The following is a 20,402-nucleotide window of genomic DNA, read 5'->3' on the forward strand; positions in this document are numbered from 1 at the left end:
CCGGTCAGGCCCGGCCCGTGGGCTCCCCCGTTCTCGTGCCGGGCCGCTCGCTTATTGAACAGCGATACGTAATACCGGACGATTTCTCAGAGGTCGACGAGGCCTGGCGGTTCAATCAACGACACTCCAGCGGGCGAGTTGTCGAGCCGCTTTCGCGGTCCGGCTTGCGATCAGCCAAACGCCGCTGAGTGCTTTTCGAACAACGCCAATTTGTCGGCATACCCGATGCGGTTCGCAGCTCCGCAGCCCTCGCATTTGAAGGTTGAGATCACCTTGAACCACGACCCTTTCCTTTTGAAGGCATGGTTACATTCCAAGCACTTGAATTCCAAGTCGGCATCATTCAGCGCCGCGGACAGGGGCATCGCTCACCTCCAATGACGTGTTCCTCATTCGCAATCATGCTGCCCGAAGACTATGAGCAAGATCACATGTTGATGCTGGGCCTGTTGCGGCTTGATGACAGGACCTCAGTCCCAATCGGCGTGCCCGCTGGCGATCGATGCCGCTCTCCTATCGCCCGATCAGCGTCAGCCCGAAAAGAATGGCGAGCCAAAGCCCGGTTGCCGCGACGGCGAGCCGCGGCAAGGTGCCTGTCAGATGCATGAACAGCAGGGCGATCAGGACCGCCTTGGCGGCCGCGATCGCCAGGTTGAGGGCGACATTGAAGCCGCCTAGATCGAGGAAGGAGGAAGCCACCGTCAGCGCCAGCAGCGCGAGCAGCCCGAGATAGCCGAAGGTGAGTTTGCGCAATTCGCTCATCGGTTGATCAGGTAAAGGACGGGGAACATGAACACCCAGATGATGTCGACGAAATGCCAATAGAGGCCGACGGCAGCCACCCGGCGCAGGCGGTTGGCAGGGCTGGAGGGCCGCCAGAATGCGATCATGCCGGCGATGACGACGATGCCGCCGATCAGGTGCAGCGCATGCAGCGAGGTCATCGTGAAATAGAGGCCGAAAAAAAGCTGGGCGTGCATGGGATCCGGTCCTGCATAGCGGAACGGCAGGTCCAGGACCGGCGCCAGTCCTTCGCTGATCTCCTTGCCGTATTCGATCCCCTTCACGATCAGGAAGCAGACACCCAACGCCGAGGTCGCGGCCAACGCCCAAACGGTAGCGCGCCAACGTCTCTGCAGCGTAAACCTGTGCGCCAATGCCATGGTGAAGCTGCTGGTGATCAGCACGGCCGTGTTGAAGGTGCCGAGCGGCAGCGAAAGATGCTTGGAAGCCGCCGCGAAGGCCGGGCCGAAATCGATGTGGCCGATGAGGAAGACCAGGAAAATCGCGCCGAACAGCATCGCCTCGGAGCCGATGAACACCCACATCGCGAAATTGTCGGCGCGCCGTTCGCGCTGGGGCGTGTCGAACGCGACGCTTTCGGTGCCGCTCATCGCGCCGCTTCCTCCCGATGCGGGCTGAAGCGCTCGTGCTCGAGCCCCTTCATGTCGTAGGCATAGGCCGGTCGCGTCACGACCGGCATGGTCTCGAAATTATATGGTGGCGGCGGCGAGCTCGTCTGCCATTCGAGCCCCGTGGCGTTCCACGGATTGTCGGGCGCGCGAGCGCCGCGAAACAGCGACCAGCCGAGATAGAACAACGGCATCAGATAGCCGACCGCCAGCACCACCGCGCCGCCCGAGGACAGGACGTTCCAGAACTGGAACTCAGGCGGATAGGTATGATAGCGCCGGGGCATGCCGTCGAAGCCCAGCACATATTGCGGGAAGAAGGTCAGATTGAAGCCGACGAAAGTGACGGTCGCCGCTATACGACCCGCGGTTTCCGAATACGTGCGGCCGGTCAATTTCGGCCACCAGAAATGCAGGCCCGCCATGTAGGCCGTCACCATGCCGCCAACCATGATGTAGTGGAAATGCGCGATGACGAAGTAGGTGTCGTGGACATGCACGTCGACCGCCAACGCCGCAAGGAACAGCCCCGCCAGCCCGCCGAAGGTGAATAGCGCCACGAAGAACAGGGCGTAGAGCATCGGCGTCTCGAAGCTGATCTCGCCCTTGCGCAGCGTCAGGCTCCAGTTGAAGACCTTGATCGCCGACGGGATCGCGACGCAGAAGGACAGGAACGAGAACACCACGCCGGCATAGGCCGACTGTCCGCTGACGAACATGTGGTGGCCCCAGACCAGGAAGCCGAAGACGGCGATCGCCATCGACGACATCGCCACCGCCTTGTAGCCGAACAGCGGCCGGCGGCTGAAACAGGGCAGCACCTCCGACACCACACCCATGCCGGGCAGGATCATGATGTAGACCGCAGGGTGCGAATAGAACCAGAAGAGATGCTGGAAGAGCAGCGGATCGCCGCCGAGATCGGGATTGAAGATGCCGATGCCGAACACGCGCTCCAGCACGATCAGGATCAGCGATGCAGCGAGCACCGGAGTGGCCAGCACCATCACCAGGCTGGTGGCGTAGAGCGTCCAGACGAAAATCGGCAGTCGGAACCAGGTGAGCCCCGGCGCGCGTAGCGTGTGCACGGTGACGATGAAGTTGATGCCGGTCATGATCGTCGAGAAGCCGACGATGAAGACGCCGAACGCGGCGGTCGAGACGAAGCCGTTGGCATAAAGCGTCGACAGCGGCGTGTAGAAGGTCCAGCCGGTATCGACGCCGCCGGCCACCACCGCAAACAGCGCGAACAGGCTGCCGAAAATGAAGACGTACCAACTGGCGAGGTTGAGCCGCGGGAAAGCGAGATCGCGCGCGCCGATCATCAGCGGCAAAAGGAAATTGCCCATGGTCGCCGGGATCGACGGCACCAGGAAGAACCAGACCATGATGATGCCGTGCAGCGAGAACAGCCGGTTGTAGACATCATCGGAGACGAGGTCGCCTGCCGGCGTCGCCAGCTCGATCCGCATCAGCACCGCCATGGCGCCGCCGAGAAAGAAGAAGGCCGTCAGCGAGACGAGATAAAGCCACGCGACGCGCTTATGATCGGTGGTGAGAAGCCATGCCCGCAGGCCGCTGCCTTGGCCGAGATATGTACCCTGCATCGCCGCATTGGTCATGGCCTGGCTCCAGCCGTTGGTCGAGGCGAAAGCGATTTCAGATAGGCAAGCAGCATCTGCAGCTCGCCTTCGTCGATCAGGCCGTCGAAGCTCGGCATGACCGGCTCGTAACCGGCAGCGATCTCCTTCTTCGGGTTGAAGATGGAGTCGCGCAAATAGCGCTCGTCGGCGATCACCGTCTGCTGATTGTCGAGCGCCACCGGCCGGCCGAAGATGCCGTCAAGCGAGGGCGCCCTCACCTTGCTGCTCGCGCCATGGCAGCCGGAGCAGCCCAGCGCGCGAAACAGTTTCTCGCCGCTTGCGGCAAGCGTCTCGCCTTCGCCCTGGCTGTTCAGCCACGCGGCATATTGCTCGGGCGCCATCACGGTCACCCAGCCGCCCATTTCGGAATGCTGGGTGCCGCAATATTGGGCGCAGAACAGGTGGTAGCGGCCGGGCTCGGTGGCAATGAACCAGATATGCGTCGTGCGTCCAGGCACCGCGTCCTGCTTGATGCGAAACGCCGGCACGTAGAAGGAGTGGATGACGTCCTGCGAGGCGAGCGACACGACGACCGGTTTGCCGACCGGGACGTGCAGCTCGTTGATCTCGCGCTGGCCGCCGGGTTGCCTGAACTCCCACATCCATTGTTTGCCCAGCCCCGTGATCTCGAGCGCGTCCGCCGGCGGATGATCGCGGCGAACGAAAAGCACTGCGCCCCAGCCGAAGAAGATGAAGGCAATGATCAAGCTGGCGACGGTCCAACTCATCTCCAGCCACATGGTGCGGGAACGCTGTCCCGTGCGATCCGCCGGCGACCCGACGCGGTATTTCACCGCGTAGCCGACGACCAGCCCGGTGAGCGCCAGCCCGAGCACGGCTGAGAAAACGAGCAGCGTGTAAAACAGCGCATCGACATGGCCGGCTTCCGACGAGGCTTCCTGTGGGAAGAAGGGAACGCCGAAGCTCACCTTGCCCTCCCCCGCATTTGCCAGAGCACCGTTGCTCCCAGGCCGAGCACCGTTGCCAGGCTGGCCACTTTCAGCGCCGCCCAGACTACGGGAGTATACTGGCCTTTCGAACTGTCGAACCCCGCGCAGAACAGGAAGACATGATCGGCAATCGACCCGAGCTTGTTGGCTGATGCTTCGACCAGCGCGAGCTGGAGATCGCGCGGCGTGAAGGTCAAGGCCGGCAATACCTGCGAAATTCGGCCGGAAGGCGTCAGCGCAATGACTGCGATCGGATGCACGAACTGATCGATACCCTTACGTCGGTCGAAAGTGATGCCGGCTTCGTTGGCGAGCGCCGCGCCGGCGCTCTCGCTGCTGGTCAGAAAACGCCAGGCGGACAATCCCGCCGGGCCTGCGGCGGAAGCGATGTCATCCCGCGCCGCTGCGGCATCGGCGGAGGTGTCATCGGGGTCGATCGAGATGAACAACGCGCGGTAATCTGCAGGGCGAAGGGATGTCTTCTTCAGGTCGGACGCGACGGCCTGCTGGGTGACGCCACAAAGGTTCCGGCATTTATCGTAGCCGAAGATGATAAGCGCCGGACGTCCGCCAAGCGTCTCGCCAAGCGTCAGCTTCCGGCCGCTTGTATCGACCAATTCTCGCTCAAGACTGAGCTGCGCACCGAGCTTCGGATCGAAGCTCGGTCGTTCGGCGGCAAGGGCCGTGCCGGCAACGAACAGACAAAGCGCGGCCAACAAGCTTCTCATCGCCCTGCCCCACGCTGCTGTTGGCAATTCTGGGCCTGCGGCGCACGGGGAACCGCCGCCGTGAGCAGGGCGCAATCGACAGGTCTCGCGGATGCACCCCCCGGCTGAGACCAATCAGGCAGGCCGTGGCTGACCACCGCCCACATGGCGTCATCGATCGGGATGCGCGCGATGCCGGCCTTGCGATCGACCCAGCCAAGCGTCTTGAGCTGGCGATCCTCTTCGGCGCGGCAAGCGGCCAAATCCTGCCATGGCGCGATCTGCAAGCCGGGGCCTTCCGGACCGGTGTCCGTCGGAAGCGGCAGCCAGGTCGGCGCGGTGTTGAAGACGAGCTTCACGCCGATCGCGGCTAAAGCGATGAACAGCAGCAGCCCGCCGCCGAAGGCGAGCAGCACACGCGGCTGGACATCGCGCGTCTCGGGATGACGGTGCGCCTTAGCCATGGGCGACCTCCCGTTTCCACCAGACGATCCTGTCTGGCCGGCGGAGCAGGAAAAGGAACAGCGCGAGCCACAGCCCGCCCATTCCCATCCAGGCGGCCGCATCATGCCACAATGCCGGGACTCCGCCGGCAAAGAGCGGTGGCCGGATTCGCCAGAAGACGTCGATGAAATGGCCAGCCAGAGCGACAGCGGCGAGCCAGACAAGGCCGCGATGGCTGCGTTTCAGGTTCCGGCTGAGCAGACCCGCGAAAGCCGAGACATGCAAGGCAATCAGCAGCCAAAGAAGATACAGCCAGCCGCCCGTGGAGCGCATGCCGTACCAGCGGATCTCGTCGGGCAAGTCGCCGCCCCAGACGACGACCCACTGCATGAACATGAGGTAGATCCAGGTCAGCACGAAGCCGAGCAGCATGTTGGCAAGATCCTCGCTGAGCGCGACATCCTCCTCGCCTCCGGGCATGACCTCCACCGCCCGCCTTGCCGCCAGCACCAGGATCGCCAGGGCGACAGCTCCGACAACCTCGGCGGCAGCTTCACAAAGCGCATAGATGGTCGAGGTGAATTCCGGCTCGATCGAAAGCATCCAGTCGATGGCAAAGACACTGACGGCAACCGCGTGGAGAACGAGGCCAAGGGCGAATTTCTTTCCGCTGCCAGGCTTTGCGGGGTCCTCTGTAGTTAGCATCGTCCAGGCCAGAACGAGCCAGACCGCGGCGCAGAAGGCGAAGCGCAGCAGGAAGAACGGCACATTGAGATAAGCAAGCTTCTCTCGAACCTGCTCAGAACGCATCGCGCTATCGGCGCCGGCCCATGGGAAGATCAGGTCGAGCCTCATCAGCACCAGCAGGAGCAAGATGAGCGCAAATGGCAGCATCGCGATCATGATCCGCAAAGGCTGGCGGACCGCATCGCCCCAGCGTCCACCGGTCAGCCCGTGCACCATCAGTATGGTCAGCGCGCCGAGCGGCAGGCTGAGCGCGAAGATGGCTGGCGCGAGCCAGGCGCCCAGCATCGCTTTGGCATCGAGCGATGCGCCTAGACCGCAGAGAACAAGTCCTACGGCGCCCGCCGCCAGAAAGCCTTGCTCGACGCGGCTCATGGCGACGCCTCGAGCCGCGCGCGCAAGCTTTGCGGAAGTTCGGCGACTGGAGCGGCCCGCGAATATTGCAGCGCGCGGATATAGGCAACGATCGCCCAGCGGTCCTGCGGCGGCACTCGCGCCGCGTAGGAATACATGGCGCCATAGCCGTTGGTGACGACATCGTAGAAGTGCCGGTCCGAGGCCTTGCGCAGCGCTTCCTGATGGTAGCTCGGCGGCGCCGGAAAGCCGCGCTGGACGATCATGCCGTGACCATCGCCGGTGCGGCCGTGACAGGGCGAGCAGAAGATGTCGAAACGCTGCTGCCCGCGCTGCAGCAGCTCGATCGTGATCGGATAAGGGATTTTATCCCGAACCGGCGTCAGATCGGCGTCGCGCGCCACCGTTCCTGTAACCGGCGTCCGCGCCGCCATGCCGTCGGCGAACTGGTTGCTTGCCTCCAGCGGATCGTAGCGCGGCTGGTCCTCCATATCCTGCCGGCAGCCGGCGACGGCCAGGGCACCGAGCATGAGCGTGAGGCCGAGGCGGCTCACGCCTCGACCTCCTCGACAGTCTCGGCGCCGAGCCGCGTCAGTTGGCCCCTGGTCACACCCTTGCGGTATTTGGGATCGGCCGCTTCGATCAGCAGATAGAACTTGCCGCCGCGCGCGTAGCTGAAGCTCTCGGCGTTGAAGACCGGATGGTGATAGCGGGGCAGCCCATTGGCCGCGAGCACGCCCAGGAAGCCCGCGAAGGCGGCGCCGAGAATGCCGGCCTCAAAGGCGATGATGACGAAAGGCGGCCAGGAATGCAGCGGCCGCCCGCCGACATTGACGGGGTAATCGATCTCGACCGAGTACCAGATCAGTGCATAGACGAGAGCCGCGCCGGCAATGCCGCCGGCGAGCACGGCCCAAGGCAGGCGCGTCTTCGGGATCTCCAGTATCCCGTCCAAGTCCTTGATCGGAAAGGGCGAGAACGCATCCATGCGCCGATAGCCGCGCTCGCGCATGCCGCGCGCCGCCGCGATGAGCGCTTCGGGACCGGCAAACACCGCCATGAGGCCGTAGAGGCTCATCGGATCTTGCCCTCCTCTTCGGCCAGTTCCTCGACCTCGAAGATGGTGATCGCCGGCAGGATGCGGATGAACAGGAAGACGAGCGCGAAGAAGGTGCCGATCGAACCGAACAGGATGCCGAAATCGAGCCAGGCCAGCGACTGCTCGCCCCAGGCAGACGGCAGGTAGTCGCGGCTCGGCCCCGTCACGACGATGATGTAGCGCTCGATCCACATGCCGACATTGATGGCGACGGCGATCGCGAACAGCAGCGGCATGTTGCGGCGGATGCGTCTGAACCACAGCAATTGCAGCACGCCGCAGTTCAGGCTCAGCATTATCCAGAACAGCGGCGCATAGGGACCCAGCGCGCGCTGCGCCATCATGGTGCGTTCGTAAGGCTCGCCCGAATACCAGGCGAAGAATGCTTCCGAGACATAACCATAGGCGACGACCATGCCGGCGGCGATCATCAGCTTGGCGGCATTGTCCATGTGCCTGAGCGTGATCAGGTCCTTGACCGAGAAGGCCCACCGCAATGGGATTGCAATGGTGAGCACCATGGCGAAGCCGGAGAGCAGCGCGCCGGCGACGAAATACGGCGGGAAGATCGTCGAGTGATAGCCGGGCGTGATCGCGAAGGTGAAATCGAGCGAAACGATCGAATGCACTGAAACGACCAACGGCGTGGCCAAAGCCGCGAGCAGGAAATAGACAACCTGGTAGCGCGCCCAATGATAGGCCGAGCCGCGCCAGCCGAGCGCCAATATGCCGTAGAAGAGCTGCGCCGGTCTCGACCTGGCGCGGTCGCGCAGCACCGCCAGGTCGGGCAGCAGCCCCATATACCAGAACAGCAGCGAAACGGTCGCGTAGGTGGCGATCGCCGCGAAGTCCCAGACCAGCGGACTTCGCCACTGCGGCCAGTGCATATGCACATTGGGCAGCGGCAGCAGCCAGTAGAAGAACCACGGTCGCCCAAGATGCAGGATCGGAAATAGGCCGGCCATGGCGACGGCAAACAGCGTCATGGCCTCGGCGAAGCGGTTGATCGAAGCGCGCCAGGGTTGGCGCAGCAGCAACAGCACCGCCGAGATCAGCGTGCCGGCATGGCCGATGCCGATCCACCAGACGAAATTGGAGATCATCGTGCCCCAGACCACCGGCATGTTGATACCGAGGCCGCCGACGCCGACCGCGATGAGATAAGTGATCGAATAGAACAGCAGCAGGACAAGCAGGAAGCAGAGCAGGAACGCTGTCCAGAAATGGCGCGGCAGGCGGCCGTTGAGCACAATCGAGCCGATGCGGCCGCTGATCTCGGGAAAATCGTGACGGCCACGCAGGACGGCAGGGCTGTTCGCGCTCGCTTCAGCCATCGGTCGCCTCGCCCGGTTTGGCAAGCTTGCCGTTCGGATTGGAAATCTTGCCGAGATAGGTGGTGCGCGGCCGTGTGTTCAGCTCCTCCAGCAGCGCGTAATTCTGCGGCGCGCTTTTTTCGCGAACGACCTTTGCATCTTTCTTGTTGCGGTCGCCGAAGGTGATGGCCTGGGTCGGGCAGGCCTGTTGGCAGGCGGTGACCACTTCGCCATCGGCGATGTCGCGGTTCTCGATCTGCGCCTGGATGCGCTTGGCGCTGATGCGCTGGACGCAATAGGTGCATTTCTCCATCACCCCGCGCGAGCGCACGCTGACATTGGGGTTATGGACGCCCTGCTCCGGACCTGCCACGTCCTTGTCGAAGGATTGATGATCGAGGAAGTTGAAGCGCCGCACCTTGTAGGGGCAATTCTGCGAGCAGTAGCGCGTTCCGATGCAGCGGTTATAGACCTGCGCATTCAGCCCATCATGCGTGTGCACGGTGGCATTGACTGGGCACACCACCTCGCAAGGCGCCTTCTCGCAATGCATGCAAGGCACCGGCTGGAAGAAAGTGTCGGGCGCATCGACCGGTCCGGCATAGTAGCGGTCGACCCGCAGCCAGTGCATCTCGTGGCCGCGCTCGCATTCCTCCGGGCCGACCGGCGCGATGTTGTTCTCCGCCTGGCAGGCCGAGACGCAGGCCATGCAGCCGGTGCAGGCCGAGAGGTCGATCGCCATCGCCCAGGCTTCCTCGTCGTACGGCCAGTCGGGATAGAGCGATTCCGTCGGCGCCGGCGGCGCATTCTTGCGCACGAAATCCGGGTTCTGTCGGAATGCATCGAGAGACGCGTGGCGCACGATGGCGCGGCCTTCCATCGCTTGGTGATGCTGCGTGGTGATGACCCGCATGCTGTTCCCGCGCGGCGCAATGGCAGCGCCGGTCGCGAACCATTCCGAACCACGGCGCAAGTCGAACGCGTCGTAGCCTTGCGATAGCGCAGCAACGGAACCGACTTTCCGTCCGAAGCCGAAGGACAGCGTTATCGTCTCGCCCGGGTGGCCGGGCACGATCCAGGCCGGCGCATCGATGTCCGCCCCGTCGGATGTGACGTTGATGACCTTGCCATTTGCGATCTTCAGCCGCTCCGCGGTGGCAGGCGAGATGAGTGCCGCATTGCCCCAGACGATCTTGGTCAGCGGCCGCGGCAATTCCTGCAGCCACGACGCATTGGCAAAGCGGCCGTCGCGCAGCCACGGATCGGCGACGAACCGTATCTCTATGCCGTCACCCGCTTTCGCCGCTGGCCTCAGTCCGCCCAGATCCGGCGGCACGGTGACGGGTACGGGCCTGGCAGCGCCGTTCGGCACAGTGCCGTCGCGCAACGCCTTCTTCCAGGCATCGTCATCGAGTGCCGGCCAATGTTGCCGGACCAGCGACAGCGGATCGGTCTCGAACTGGCCGCCAAGCACGGCAAGCAGCTCGTGTACGGTCCTGCCGTCATAGAGCGGCTTGATCAGCGGCTGCACCAGCGAGGTGCTGCCGTCATAGGCGCGGATGTCGCTCCAGCTTTCGAGCTCGTGCGCCGCCGGCACATGCCAGTGCGCCAGGAAAGCGGTCTCGTCGCGATCGAGGCCGTGATGGACTAGCAGCTTCAAGCTGGAGAATGCCTTGCGCACATCGAGGCCTGCCGGCGCGGTGTGCAGCGGGTTTGCGCCCAGTGCCACGACCGTATCGATCGCCTCGCGGCCAATCGCTTGGCACATCGCCTCCAGGTCGCCATCGACCTGCAGCGCATCCGGCGCTTCGATCAGCTCGACCGTGTTGCCAAGCGCGCCAAGCTTCGCATTGGCGGCAAGTGCGACCGCATGAACGAAGGCGCTCTGCTGCGCTCCGGCAATGACCAGCGCATTGCGGCCTGCCGCTTTCAGGTCGTCGACCAGCACCGTCATCAAGGCCTGGTCGATCGGCGAGCCGGAAGCTCCGGTTTTGCCGGTCAACGCCGCGTTCAATCCGGCAGCCACGGCTTCGATGTCGCTTGGCTTGATCGCAAGCCGGTGATCGGCGGCGGCTCCGGTGATTGTCGGCGTCGACTCCACTGCATAAAGCCGGCTCATCCGGTCGGACGGATCGCGTACACGTCGCCGCGCGGCAAAGTCGCGCGCATAAGCGAGCCGTCCCGGTCCTTCGCCGAGGAAATCGGCGTCGAGGCTGACGATCGCATCGGCCCGATCAAAGCGATAGATCGGCGTCAGCGCCGACCCGAACAGGGCACGCGACGCCTCCATCGCGGCCGGCATCGCCAACGGATCATGGCGATAGAGTTTCAGCCTCGGATAACGTGTCCGCAGCGCACCCAGCTGCGCCGCGAGCGTCGGCGAGGTGGTCGCTTCAACCAGCAACGCCCCGTCCTGCCCCTGCGATGCCGTCCATCGCGAAACGAGCCCCGCCATTGTCTTCAGGAAATCGCCGTACGATGCCGGCTGGCCATTCTTGAGCGGCGTGCGTGAACGGTCCGGGTCGAACAGCGTCAGCACGGCTGCCTGCATCACCGCGTCGGTGGCGCCGCGCGAGGCCGGATGGTCGGGATTGCCTTCGATCTTGGTCGGCCGCCCTTCATGGCTTTCGACGATGGCGCCGATACCGAAGCCGTCACTCGACAGCGTCGTCGCATAGTAGACAGGCTTGCCGGGGACCAGGATTTCCGGCTGGCGCACATAGGGCACGATGTTTTCCGCCCTGCTGCAGGCGGCCAGCCCGGCAAGCGACAGCGAGGCGCCCATCAGCTTCAGCAGCGTGCGCCGGTTCGGCTTTGCCGGCAGGCGTTCCGCGATTGCCGGGAACTCGGCATCGACGAAGCGGCGGAAATCGGCAGCGCCGGCGATCTCGTCGAGGCTGCGCCACATTTCACCGCCATGCGCCAGCCGCTTGCGCAGAGCCTCGATGTCGATGGCGGAACCAGGCCTATCAGCGATGGCAGACATAGCAATCCGTCATCGTCTCGGGATGGATGTCGAGCACGCCGATCAGCTGCCGCCTGATCTCAGCGATGTCCGCGGGCGGCTGCCAGTGCATCAGGAACACGTCCTGCAGGGGACGTAAATTCGGCTCCGGGTTGCGATGACAGCCGAGGCACCACTCCATGCTCAGTGTGCGCGCCCGCATCGTCAGCGGCATCTGGTCGACCTCGCCATGGCAGGTCTCGCAGGCGACGCCTTTGTTGATGTGGATCGCATGATTGAAGAAGACAAAATCCGGGACGCCGTTGACGCGCTGCCATTCGATCGGCTTGCCGCCGGCCAGGCTTGCACGCACCGGCGCCAGCATGCCGGCATTGGTGAAAAGCTGCGAATGGCAGGTCATGCAGACCTCGGTCGCCGGCAAACCCGCCGAAGACGAGGTCTCGACGCCATTGTGGCAATAGCGGCAGTCGATGCCGAGCTGGCCGACATGGTGCTTGTGGCTGAACGGCACCGGCTGCGCCAATGGCTCACCTACTCCCGTTACCAGGTCCGAACGGGGAAGGATTGTCCCGACCGCCGCGGCGATCAGCAAAACGGCAAAACTTCCCCAGATGACAGAGCGCGCAACGCCATTGGCGTTTTTCGAGAAGATTTGCGGCATCCCCTCGCCGATTCTGCTGAAGGCAAACCCAGAGTTGACGCCCCCTAACGGTGCTTTCGCCGCCAAGGTTCCGCGCCCGCGTCGGAATCACAGAATGGTGACTGCAACCGGGAACAGGTCGCGGATTTAATCCCCAACCACCGCCGCTCCCATGCGTTCGGCGGCCACCACTTCACGGAAACCAAGGTCGGCACGAAGTATCGCCCACGCTTTGCCGACCGGGTGACAGAGATCGGCCACCCGGGCTAAAGACTTCAGCGCTTCAGGTCGTTGCGACGCCGCCCCGTCGGCTGTGACGGACCGCCCTTCCGCTCCGCCGGCCGCCGGCTTCGGCGCCTGGCGAGGAAATACATCCAGACCAGAATGAGGATCAGAGGGATACCCGCGATGGGCAGCATCCACACCCCAAGGTGAAACATGGGTTTCGCCCTATTAGAGAAAATGCGCCTGCATCGCAGGCATGCTCAAGCGAGCAACTGCTCGATCCTGATCGGCAAATCGCGGATGCGTTTGCCGGTGGCATGGTAGACCGCGCTGGCAACAGCCGCGGCCGTGCCGACATTGCCCAGTTCGCCCAAGCCCTTCACGCCGGCCGGGTTGACCGCGTGGTCGACCTCCGGGACCAGGATCACCTGCAGGTCCTTGATGTCGGCATTCACCGGCACGAGATAGTCCTGCAGGTCGCGGTTGACGTAGCGGGCATAGCGGCTGTCGACTTCCGTCGCTTCATGCAGCGCCTGGCCGATGCCCCAGATCATGCCGCCCATCAGTTGGCTGCGCGCGGTGCGCGTGTTCATGATGCGGCCGGCCGCGAACGCGCCGACGATGCGCGGCACGCGGATCTCCCTCGTGTAGCGGTTGATGCGGACTTCGACGAACTCGGCGCCAAAGGCGTATTTCACCGAATCCTCATCCTGCTCGCCACCGTGGAATTCCGGCATGCCGGCATAGAGCTTCTTCAGCGCTTCGGGCGTCGCACCCTTGGGCGCGAACTCGGCATATTCCTCGATTGCGCCAACCTGCATGGTCTTCAGGACATCTTCGACCTTTGCCGAAGCGCCGCCCTTGGCCACGATCTTTCCGTCGGCGAGGTCGAGTTCCTCGTTGTGAGAGCCCGCCAGCGGCCCGCCCTCGGCGGTCGCGCCGGCATAGAGCTTGGCGCGGATGGCATCGCAGGCCTTCAGCACTGCCGAGCAGACGCTCGCGGTGGAGATCGAGCCCCCCGAGACAGGAGCGGGAGGCAGGCTGCTGTCGCCCATTTCGACGCTGATCCGATCGATGCTGACGCCGAGACGATCCGACGCCATCTGACCTGCCACGGTGCGCACGCCGGTTCCGATCTCGTGCGAGCCGCATTGCAGCCGCACATCGCCATCGACGGTCAGGCGCACCCGCGCCGCGCATGGCGCGACTGCGGTTGGATAAATCGCCGTCGCGCAGCCCATGCCGACCAGCCAGTCGCCGTCGCGCATCGCTCCCACTTTCGGGTCCCGCTTCGCCCAGCCAAAAGCCTCGGCCGCCTGGTCATAGCACTGGATCAGCGAGCGGCTGGAGAACGGCTTTTTGCCGATCGGCTCTGTCTTCGGTTCGTTGATCCGGCGGAATTCCACCGGATCCATGCCGAGCGCTACCGCCATTTCGTCCATGGCGTTTTCCAGCGCATAGACATAAGGCGTCTCGGGCGGCGAGCGCATGTAGCCCGGGGTGTTGCGGTCCGCCTGCACCAGCGAGACATGTGTCAGCACAGAACCGTAAGCATACATGCGGCCGGTTGCCGACGTGCCGCCCACGACATAGGAGTCCGGCCGCGAGGTGACCTCCCAGCCTTCATGCGCGAAGGCAGTGATGCGACCGTCCTTGCCGGCGCCGATCCGGATGCGGTGCCTTGTCTCGGCCCTATAGGTCTGGGTGCCGAAGGCCTGCATCCGGCTGGTCACGCAACGCACCGGTCGGCCGAGCCGCCTGGCGGCAACCGCGACGATGGCCGTGCGCGGTGTCATCGGCCCCTTGGAACCGAAGGCGCCGCCGATGAAGGGGCTGACGATGCGCACCTTTGCGGGATCGATCTTCAACTGCCTGGCAAGCTCGACCTTCCAGCCGGTCACGTTTTGCGAGGGCTCGTGGACGATCAGCTGGTCGCCCTGCCAGAAGGCGGTGGTCGAGAACAGTTCGATCGGATTGTGGTGCTGCGTGGGCGTCGAATAGCGCGCGTCGATCTTCACCGCGGCCTCTCGATAGGCGGCATCGAAGTCGCCGGCCTTCACGTCTTCCTTGAACAGAGGACTCTTGCCGGCGGCAGGAATGGTCGCCGTGCCCGGACTGTCGAAGCTCGCCGTGGGCGTCTCCGCATCATATTCGGCGCGGATCAACTGCGCCGCCTCTTCGGCGGCTTCGAATGTCTCGGCAACCGCGAGCGCGATGATCTGGCCGTCATGGAAGATCGTCCGGTCATGCAGCGGCCCGATCGAGGTGGCGCCGGAATTGCCGAATTTCGGCTTCTCGACAGTGTCCATGTCGCCATACGTGACGATGTCGAGCAACCCGGGCACGGCACGGGCATCGTCGAGATGAAGCTTGGCCACCTTGCCCCTGGCAATACTGCTGGTGGCCAGCGCACCGTAGGCGATGTTGGCGGTCGGCAGGTCGGCGGGATAATGCGCCTGCCCGGTGACCTTAAGCCGTGCATCGACGCGCGGCAGCGGTTGGCCCTGGTTCTCTTTCGGTCTCGGAGCGGCAGTGTCCATGGTCACACCTTCAGGTCGCGGGTTTCGAGCAGCGCGCGCACCAGCGTTCGCTTGCCGAGCTCGATCTTGAACGCGTTGTGCTGGCGAGGCTCGGCCCCTGCGAAGGCGGCATCCGCCGCCGCCCCCGCCGAAACCTCGTCGAGCGTCTTTCCTTGCAGGGCTTCCTCCGCGGCTTTGGCGCGCCACGGCACAGTCGCCACGCCGCCCAAGGCAATGCGCGCCTCGCGTACGTTGTCGCCGTCCAGGTCGAGCGCAACGGCGGCCGAGGCCAGCGCGAACGCGTAGGATTCGCGGTCTCGGATCTTCAGATAAAGCGAGCGCCGCGCCCATGGCACAGCCGGCACTTCTATGGCGGTGATGATCTCGTCAGCAGCGAGATCGGTCTCGATCTCAGGTGTATCGCGTGGCTGACGATGCAGCTTGGCGAGCGGTATCTTTCGCGCCCCACGCGAGCCTTCGGCACGCACGACGGCATCGAGCGCGATTAGCGCCTGGGCAAAGTCGCCGTGATAAGTCGCGATGCAGGCATCGCTGCCGCCCAGCACCGCATGCTGCCGGTTGAAACCCTCCATCGCAGCGCAGCCCGACCCTGGCACGCGCTTGTTGCAGTGCCAGGATGTCTCGCGAAAATATTCGCAGCGCGTGCGCTGCAGGACATTGCCGGCGAGACTTGCCATGTTGCGGATCTGGCCGCTTGCGGCCAGCCGCAAGCTGTCGGCAATAACGGGATAGCCGCGCTTGAGCTCAGCGTGATCTGCCGCCTCGCCCATCCGCACCAGAGCCCCGAAGCGGATGCCCTCGTCGGTCACCCGGATTTGCCTGAGGCCTGGATCCTTGAGCCGGTTGAGGTCGACCAGCCGGTTCGGCTCGGCAACGCCGAGCTTCATATAATCGGCAAGGTTGGTGCCCCCGGCGATGAACTGCGCATTCGCTCGCGTCGGCTGGTCGTCCTCGGTCGTGAAGCGGGAGGCGATCGCGACGGCCGCGGAAATGTCGGTCGGCTGTTCGTAGACGAAGGGACGCATATCAGGCTCCCTTCATCTGATCGCGTGCCTGCAGGATGGCAGCAACAATGTTTGGATAGGCGGCGCAACGGCAGATATTACCGCTCATATAGTCGCGGATGTCGTCTTCGGATTTTGCGTGCCCTTCATTGATGCAACCAATGGCCGAGAGGATTTGGCCTGGCGTGCAGTAGCCGCACTGGAAGGCATCGTGGTCGATGAAGGCCTGCTGCATCGGATGCAGCTTACCGTCGCTGGATGCCAGCCCCTCGACGGTCGTCACATCCTTGCCGGCATTCATCACCGCGAAACTGAGACAGGAGAGCACGCGTTTGCCGTCGACAAGAACCGTGCACGCCCCGCACTGTCCATGGTCGCAACCCTTCTTGGTGCCGGTTAGTCCGATATGATCCCGCAAGGCGTCAAGCAGGCTGGTTCTCGTATCGAGCGACAGGTCATAGGCCTGCTTGTTGATCCGCATCGACGTCACCACTGGCTCGCGAAGCTCCGCGCCAGCGGCGGCAGGCACTTCGGCTTTCGCCGATGAAACGAGCAATGGTGCCGCGGCGGCCGAGACTGTGCCTGTCATGAAATTGCGCCGGCTGAGGCCAAGCGTGGATGGGACGGAAGGCTGGGACATGGCTCGCTCCTGGCTGGCTGCTCATCGGGGGCTAACCATTCATGCAGGCCATTGTTCCGACCTGGCCGGCGCGGGATCCTAGGCCTCACAGAAGTGTGATCCTGCCCTTCGAAGATGCTCATCATGCGGGAACATGCATGCCGGGTTCGAGTTCTACGGCCAATACCAACGCTGATGGCGGGCCGATATGAAATCGAAACTGGTCGCACAGACTTCTGGACAAAGGACATTCGTGGTTGTGCTGGACCCAGGCGAGGAAGCATTTGCTGCCCTGTCCGACTTCGCCGGCGAGCAGGGAATCGCCGGCGCCTCGCTGACCGCGATCGGCGCATTCGAGAAGGCGACCGTTGGCTGGTTCGACTTCGGCTCGAAATCTTACCGCAAGATCCCGGTCGGCGAGCAATGCGAGGTTCTGAGCGCTGTTGGCGACATCGCGGTCGACGACGGCGGCAGACCGAGCCTGCACATCCATGCTGTCCTGGGTCTAAGCGACGGATCGACGCGCGGCGGCCACCTTGTTGAAGGCATCGTCAAGCCTACGCTCGAAGTCACGGTGACGGAATCGCCCGTTCACCTGCGGCGCACCAAACGCCCCGGCCTTGGCATCGCCTTGATCGATCTCGACGCCTGAGGGCCGACGATGGCAGCGGCCGCGACCGACGCGTTTCCTCTCCCCCTCGATACATCCCCGATGGAGGCTCGGATCGACGAAAAACTGCCGCAGGACAAAGGCGTCTGGCAGTTCGAACCGAAATGGGATGGGTTTCGCTGCCTCGCTTTCAAGAATGGTAAAACGGTCGATCTCAGGGCGAAGTCGGGCAAGCCGCTTGGGCGTTACTTTCCCGAACTCACAGCAATGATGCAAAACCTCGAAGCCAAGGATTTCGTGGTCGACGGCGAAATCGTCATCGAGATCGGCGGCGCCGCATCCTTCGACGCGCTGCAGATGCGGCTTCATCCGGCCGAGAGCCGCATCCGCAAGCTGAGCGCGGAAACGCCGGCGCGGCTGATCCTGTTCGATATATTGGTCGCGCCGGGCGGCAAATCGCTGCTCGAAGTCGCATTGACGCAAAGACGCACGGCAATTGAAGACTTCGTCGCGCAAGCAAACACGGGCGCTCTTCAGCTCTCGCCCTGCACCACCAGTTTCGCGACCGCCAGGCGATGGCTGGAGGACGCCGGGCATGGCTCTACCGACGGCGTCGTCGCCAAGCGGCTGAGCGATCCCTATCAGCCGGGCGAGCGCGCGATGATCAAGGTCAAGCGGCTGCGCACTGCCGACTGCGTGGTCGGCGGCTTCCGTTATCTGAACGGCAAGTCGCAGGTCGGATCGCTATTGCTTGGCCTCTACAATGAACGGGGCTTGCTTGACCATGTCGGCTTCACCTCGACAATCGCCAACGAGGAACGAGCCACGCTCACGAAGAAGTTGGAGGCGCTGCGTGGCGGGCCCGGCTTCACCGGCAAGGCGCCGGGCGGGCCGAGCCGCTGGAGCACCGAGCGCAGCGGCGAATGGGAGCCGTTGCGGCCGGAACTGGTCGTGGAAGTCCGCTTCGACCACGTCACCGGCGAGCGCTTCCGGCATGGCACTCGATTCATTCGCTGGCGGCCCGAAAAAGCGCCGCGCCAATGCACGTTCGAGCAGATCTCGTAGCAGCGCCCCTCCGGAACAATCGACCCCATCAAACGGTTTGTGGTTAGAACAGCCCGCGTCACGGACGCACCTATCTTGGAGACAGGAAAATGGATCCGCGCGACAAGCAGCGAGCCGCAGGGCGGGAAGAAACCGAAGCTCCCGGCATCGAACAACAGGACTGGGACGCTCTTGATAACGGTCGGGTGCCGCCTGGCAGCGTCGCCGTAAACGGCGATCCGGAGGACGATGCCGAAGCACAAGGCGTCCTCCCCGAAGAGGATGACGACAACCCCTATCAGGAGAGCGACGAAGCCTTGCCCGACGACGAGGAAGAACGTGTGCTGTCGCGGGATCCTTCCAAGGAAGGCAGTCGTTTTGACGAAGCATAGCGAAAGCTAGCGTGCCGTTGTTGATGGCCGGTGGTGCAGAGCACCTTTGAGGACTGTGGACCAGCTTCACTTTTGTCGGCCAGTTCGCGTCACGACATTTCGGCATCGCCACATCGGTAAGAGCAGCGATGGGATTTTCCCGCCTTCTATGGCCTGCAACGCTCCGCGGGCTGCGGGAGAAGGCATCGCCGCAGAGCAAGGCGGTCGCGGCGCCACATCAGAAGGCCGGCCATTGATCAGGTTACGTGGGATCACTAACCATGGCCGTCAAAAATCGGGGGCGCAAATCGGCAGTGGACCCTTCACTGTTTGTAACTGGGGGGAACAACGGAGTGTGGGACAAGTTTTTGATCAAGCAAGCCGCCTCATGTTTGACCTGCAACCATGGCCGAGAAACGCGACAACAAATCCACAGCCGCTCTTCTTAGGCGGCAATTCTCGAATGAAACCATGCGCCGGTATCTACGGAGCTTGCCTTTGTTTCACGTAAACCGCTGGCTTCCTGACAAACTGCGCGAATCACTCAAGCGTCTCGACCGCAAGCGTAAGTGAAACCAACCGCAATCCAACAAAAGGCGCGGGCCACGCTCTTGCCGTTTCAGACGAATGCGCCATCAGCTCTCCTTCACATTACGATCACAGTCCTTCGAGAGGGGCAGAGACTATGCATCCTTGCTTAAGCGTCCGCGTTTGTAATTCACAAATCCGGAGTTCAAGTCATGAAGGTCGACACTCTCCCTGCGCCTAAAGTCAACCCAGACCAGGTCGATATCCTCGTCAACAAACCGGGACACTTCGTCGAGGAGTGGATCGAGGGGCATGCGGTTAGACCGGCCGCCGAAGCATCCCCGGAGGCCGCGGCAGAAAGACTGGCGAGAGCTTGCATCGCGGACGCGGAGCGGGAAGGCATCCTCGCGGAAGAAATCAGCGATGAGGTCGGCGATTTGAAAGAGTACCTCGCCGACGCGCTCCTCGCCGAGGCCGGCCGCGAAACGGGCGTCGACACCGCTCCGACGGCGCAAGCATTCGGTGACACAAAGGCTTAGCTTTCACGGCAGGGAAGTTTGGATCGCGATGACGCCAATCTCAACACGAGCCGTCCACATTTGCGTTGACATGCAGATGATGTTCTTACCGCCTGGGCCATGGGCGGTTGAGTGGCTGCCCGCCATCCTGCCGAAGGTGCTTTCGCTTGTCGACGGCAGGCCGGAGCGAACGATTTTCACCAGGTTCATAACGGCGAGAAGACCTGGCGAAGGCCAGGGCCATTGGCGTCAATACTATGAGCGCTGGTCGCAGATGACTATCGAATGTGCCGGCCCGGGGAGCCTCGAGCTGCTGCCCGAACTGCGTGATTTCGTGCCGCCGGCCCGCGTTTTCGATAAGCCCGTTTACTCACCTTGGCTGACGGGCGAGCTCCACCGGAGCCTTCAGGCGGAAGGTGTGACCGAGCTCATCGTCAGCGGAGGCGAGGCCGACATGTGCGTGTTGGCGACGCTGCTCGGAGCGATCGACTTCGGTTACAGAACGATCCTGGTCGAGGATGCGATCTGCAGCACATCGGACGAAGCCTACGAAAATATACTCAAGCTGTTCACGACGCGATATTCGCATCATGTCGAAGTCGCCGCTGCGGAGGAGGTTCTGGATTTCTGGCGCTGACTCATCGCTCATCTCGCCCGGCACATGCCGGCCAA

General features: G+C 63.4%; 20 protein-coding genes. 5 read left to right on the plus strand and 15 right to left on the minus strand.

Annotation, left to right across the window (positions count from 1 at the left end; translation table 11 throughout):
• Window positions 1-513 precede the first annotated feature (513 nt).
• From LB535_RS00150 to LB535_RS00220, 15 genes are all read right to left on the minus strand, one after another.
• Window positions 514-762: a cytochrome C oxidase subunit IV family protein gene (locus LB535_RS00150; protein ID WP_140543006.1), complete on the minus strand. Its 249-nt coding sequence runs from the start codon at window positions 760-762 to the stop codon at window positions 514-516.
• Entirely contained in the window at window positions 759-1,394 is a 636-nt protein-coding gene (locus tag LB535_RS00155) for a cytochrome c oxidase subunit 3 (protein WP_224630757.1), read from the minus strand. Before LB535_RS00155 ends, LB535_RS00150 begins: the two co-directional genes overlap by 4 nt.
• Window positions 1,391-3,034, minus strand: coding sequence for a cytochrome c oxidase subunit I (gene ctaD / locus LB535_RS00160; RefSeq protein WP_224630758.1), 1,644 nt, complete (start codon window positions 3,032-3,034; stop codon window positions 1,391-1,393). Before ctaD ends, LB535_RS00155 begins: the two co-directional genes overlap by 4 nt.
• Window positions 3,031-3,984 (minus strand): cytochrome c oxidase subunit II, encoded by a 954-nt coding sequence (gene coxB / locus LB535_RS00165; RefSeq protein WP_224630759.1) that lies wholly within the window; start codon window positions 3,982-3,984, stop codon window positions 3,031-3,033. Before coxB ends, ctaD begins: the two co-directional genes overlap by 4 nt.
• A complete protein-coding gene (locus LB535_RS00170) occupies window positions 3,981-4,733 on the minus strand; it encodes an SCO family protein (RefSeq protein WP_224630760.1) in 753 nt (250 codons plus the stop codon). The genes coxB and LB535_RS00170 overlap by 4 nt, the downstream gene beginning before the upstream one ends.
• Entirely contained in the window at window positions 4,730-5,176 is a 447-nt protein-coding gene (locus LB535_RS00175; protein ID WP_224630761.1) for a hypothetical protein, read from the minus strand. Before LB535_RS00175 ends, LB535_RS00170 begins: the two co-directional genes overlap by 4 nt.
• Window positions 5,169-6,275 carry a hypothetical protein gene (locus tag LB535_RS00180; protein WP_224630762.1) on the minus strand — a complete coding sequence of 369 codons (1,107 nt, stop codon included), beginning with the start codon at window positions 6,273-6,275 and terminating at the stop codon, window positions 5,169-5,171. Before LB535_RS00180 ends, LB535_RS00175 begins: the two co-directional genes overlap by 8 nt.
• Window positions 6,272-6,808 (minus strand): c-type cytochrome, encoded by a 537-nt coding sequence (locus LB535_RS00185; RefSeq protein WP_224630763.1) that lies wholly within the window; start codon window positions 6,806-6,808, stop codon window positions 6,272-6,274. The genes LB535_RS00180 and LB535_RS00185 overlap by 4 nt, the downstream gene beginning before the upstream one ends.
• A complete protein-coding gene (locus tag LB535_RS00190; RefSeq protein WP_224630764.1) occupies window positions 6,805-7,332 on the minus strand; it encodes a DUF3341 domain-containing protein in 528 nt (175 codons plus the stop codon). Before LB535_RS00190 ends, LB535_RS00185 begins: the two co-directional genes overlap by 4 nt.
• Complete coding sequence (nrfD, locus tag LB535_RS00195; RefSeq protein WP_224630765.1) at window positions 7,329-8,687, minus strand: NrfD/PsrC family molybdoenzyme membrane anchor subunit; 1,359 nt, start codon at window positions 8,685-8,687, stop codon at window positions 7,329-7,331. Before nrfD ends, LB535_RS00190 begins: the two co-directional genes overlap by 4 nt.
• Window positions 8,680-11,652 (minus strand): TAT-variant-translocated molybdopterin oxidoreductase, encoded by a 2,973-nt coding sequence (locus LB535_RS00200; RefSeq protein ID WP_224630766.1) that lies wholly within the window; start codon window positions 11,650-11,652, stop codon window positions 8,680-8,682. Before LB535_RS00200 ends, nrfD begins: the two co-directional genes overlap by 8 nt.
• Window positions 11,636-12,292 carry a cytochrome c3 family protein gene (locus LB535_RS00205; RefSeq protein WP_224630767.1) on the minus strand — a complete coding sequence of 219 codons (657 nt, stop codon included), beginning with the start codon at window positions 12,290-12,292 and terminating at the stop codon, window positions 11,636-11,638. The genes LB535_RS00200 and LB535_RS00205 overlap by 17 nt, the downstream gene beginning before the upstream one ends.
• A gap of 464 nt (window positions 12,293-12,756) precedes the next feature.
• Window positions 12,757-15,036 (minus strand): xanthine dehydrogenase family protein molybdopterin-binding subunit, encoded by a 2,280-nt coding sequence (locus LB535_RS00210; protein WP_224630768.1) that lies wholly within the window; start codon window positions 15,034-15,036, stop codon window positions 12,757-12,759.
• A gap of 2 nt (window positions 15,037-15,038) precedes the next feature.
• The gene (locus tag LB535_RS00215) at window positions 15,039-16,061 is read right to left on the minus strand and encodes an FAD binding domain-containing protein (protein WP_224630769.1); all 1,023 of its coding nucleotides are present in this window, start codon (window positions 16,059-16,061) and stop codon (window positions 15,039-15,041) included.
• A gap of 1 nt (window position 16,062) precedes the next feature.
• Window positions 16,063-16,680, minus strand: coding sequence for a (2Fe-2S)-binding protein (locus tag LB535_RS00220; protein ID WP_224630770.1), 618 nt, complete (start codon window positions 16,678-16,680; stop codon window positions 16,063-16,065).
• A 187-nt stretch (window positions 16,681-16,867) separates the two neighbouring features.
• Between LB535_RS00220 and LB535_RS00225 the strand changes: the two genes are divergently transcribed.
• From LB535_RS00225 to LB535_RS00245, 5 genes are all read left to right on the plus strand, one after another.
• Window positions 16,868-17,311 carry a PPC domain-containing DNA-binding protein gene (locus LB535_RS00225; RefSeq protein WP_224548663.1) on the plus strand — a complete coding sequence of 148 codons (444 nt, stop codon included), beginning with the start codon at window positions 16,868-16,870 and terminating at the stop codon, window positions 17,309-17,311.
• A 9-nt stretch (window positions 17,312-17,320) separates the two neighbouring features.
• On the plus strand, window positions 17,321-18,334 hold the full coding sequence (locus tag LB535_RS00230; RefSeq protein WP_224630771.1) for an ATP-dependent DNA ligase: 1,014 nt from the start codon (window positions 17,321-17,323) through the stop codon (window positions 18,332-18,334).
• An 89-nt stretch (window positions 18,335-18,423) separates the two neighbouring features.
• The gene (locus LB535_RS00235; RefSeq protein ID WP_140839079.1) at window positions 18,424-18,705 is read left to right on the plus strand and encodes a hypothetical protein; all 282 of its coding nucleotides are present in this window, start codon (window positions 18,424-18,426) and stop codon (window positions 18,703-18,705) included.
• A 719-nt stretch (window positions 18,706-19,424) separates the two neighbouring features.
• Window positions 19,425-19,751 carry a DUF768 domain-containing protein gene (locus tag LB535_RS00240; RefSeq protein ID WP_140839081.1) on the plus strand — a complete coding sequence of 109 codons (327 nt, stop codon included), beginning with the start codon at window positions 19,425-19,427 and terminating at the stop codon, window positions 19,749-19,751.
• A 28-nt stretch (window positions 19,752-19,779) separates the two neighbouring features.
• Complete coding sequence (locus tag LB535_RS00245) at window positions 19,780-20,367, plus strand: cysteine hydrolase family protein (protein WP_224610024.1); 588 nt, start codon at window positions 19,780-19,782, stop codon at window positions 20,365-20,367.
• The last annotated feature ends 35 nt before the right edge of the window (window positions 20,368-20,402 follow it).

This window comes from Mesorhizobium sp. CA10 (genome assembly GCF_020165285.1).
In the GTDB taxonomy this organism is placed as follows: domain Bacteria; phylum Pseudomonadota; class Alphaproteobacteria; order Rhizobiales; family Rhizobiaceae; genus Mesorhizobium.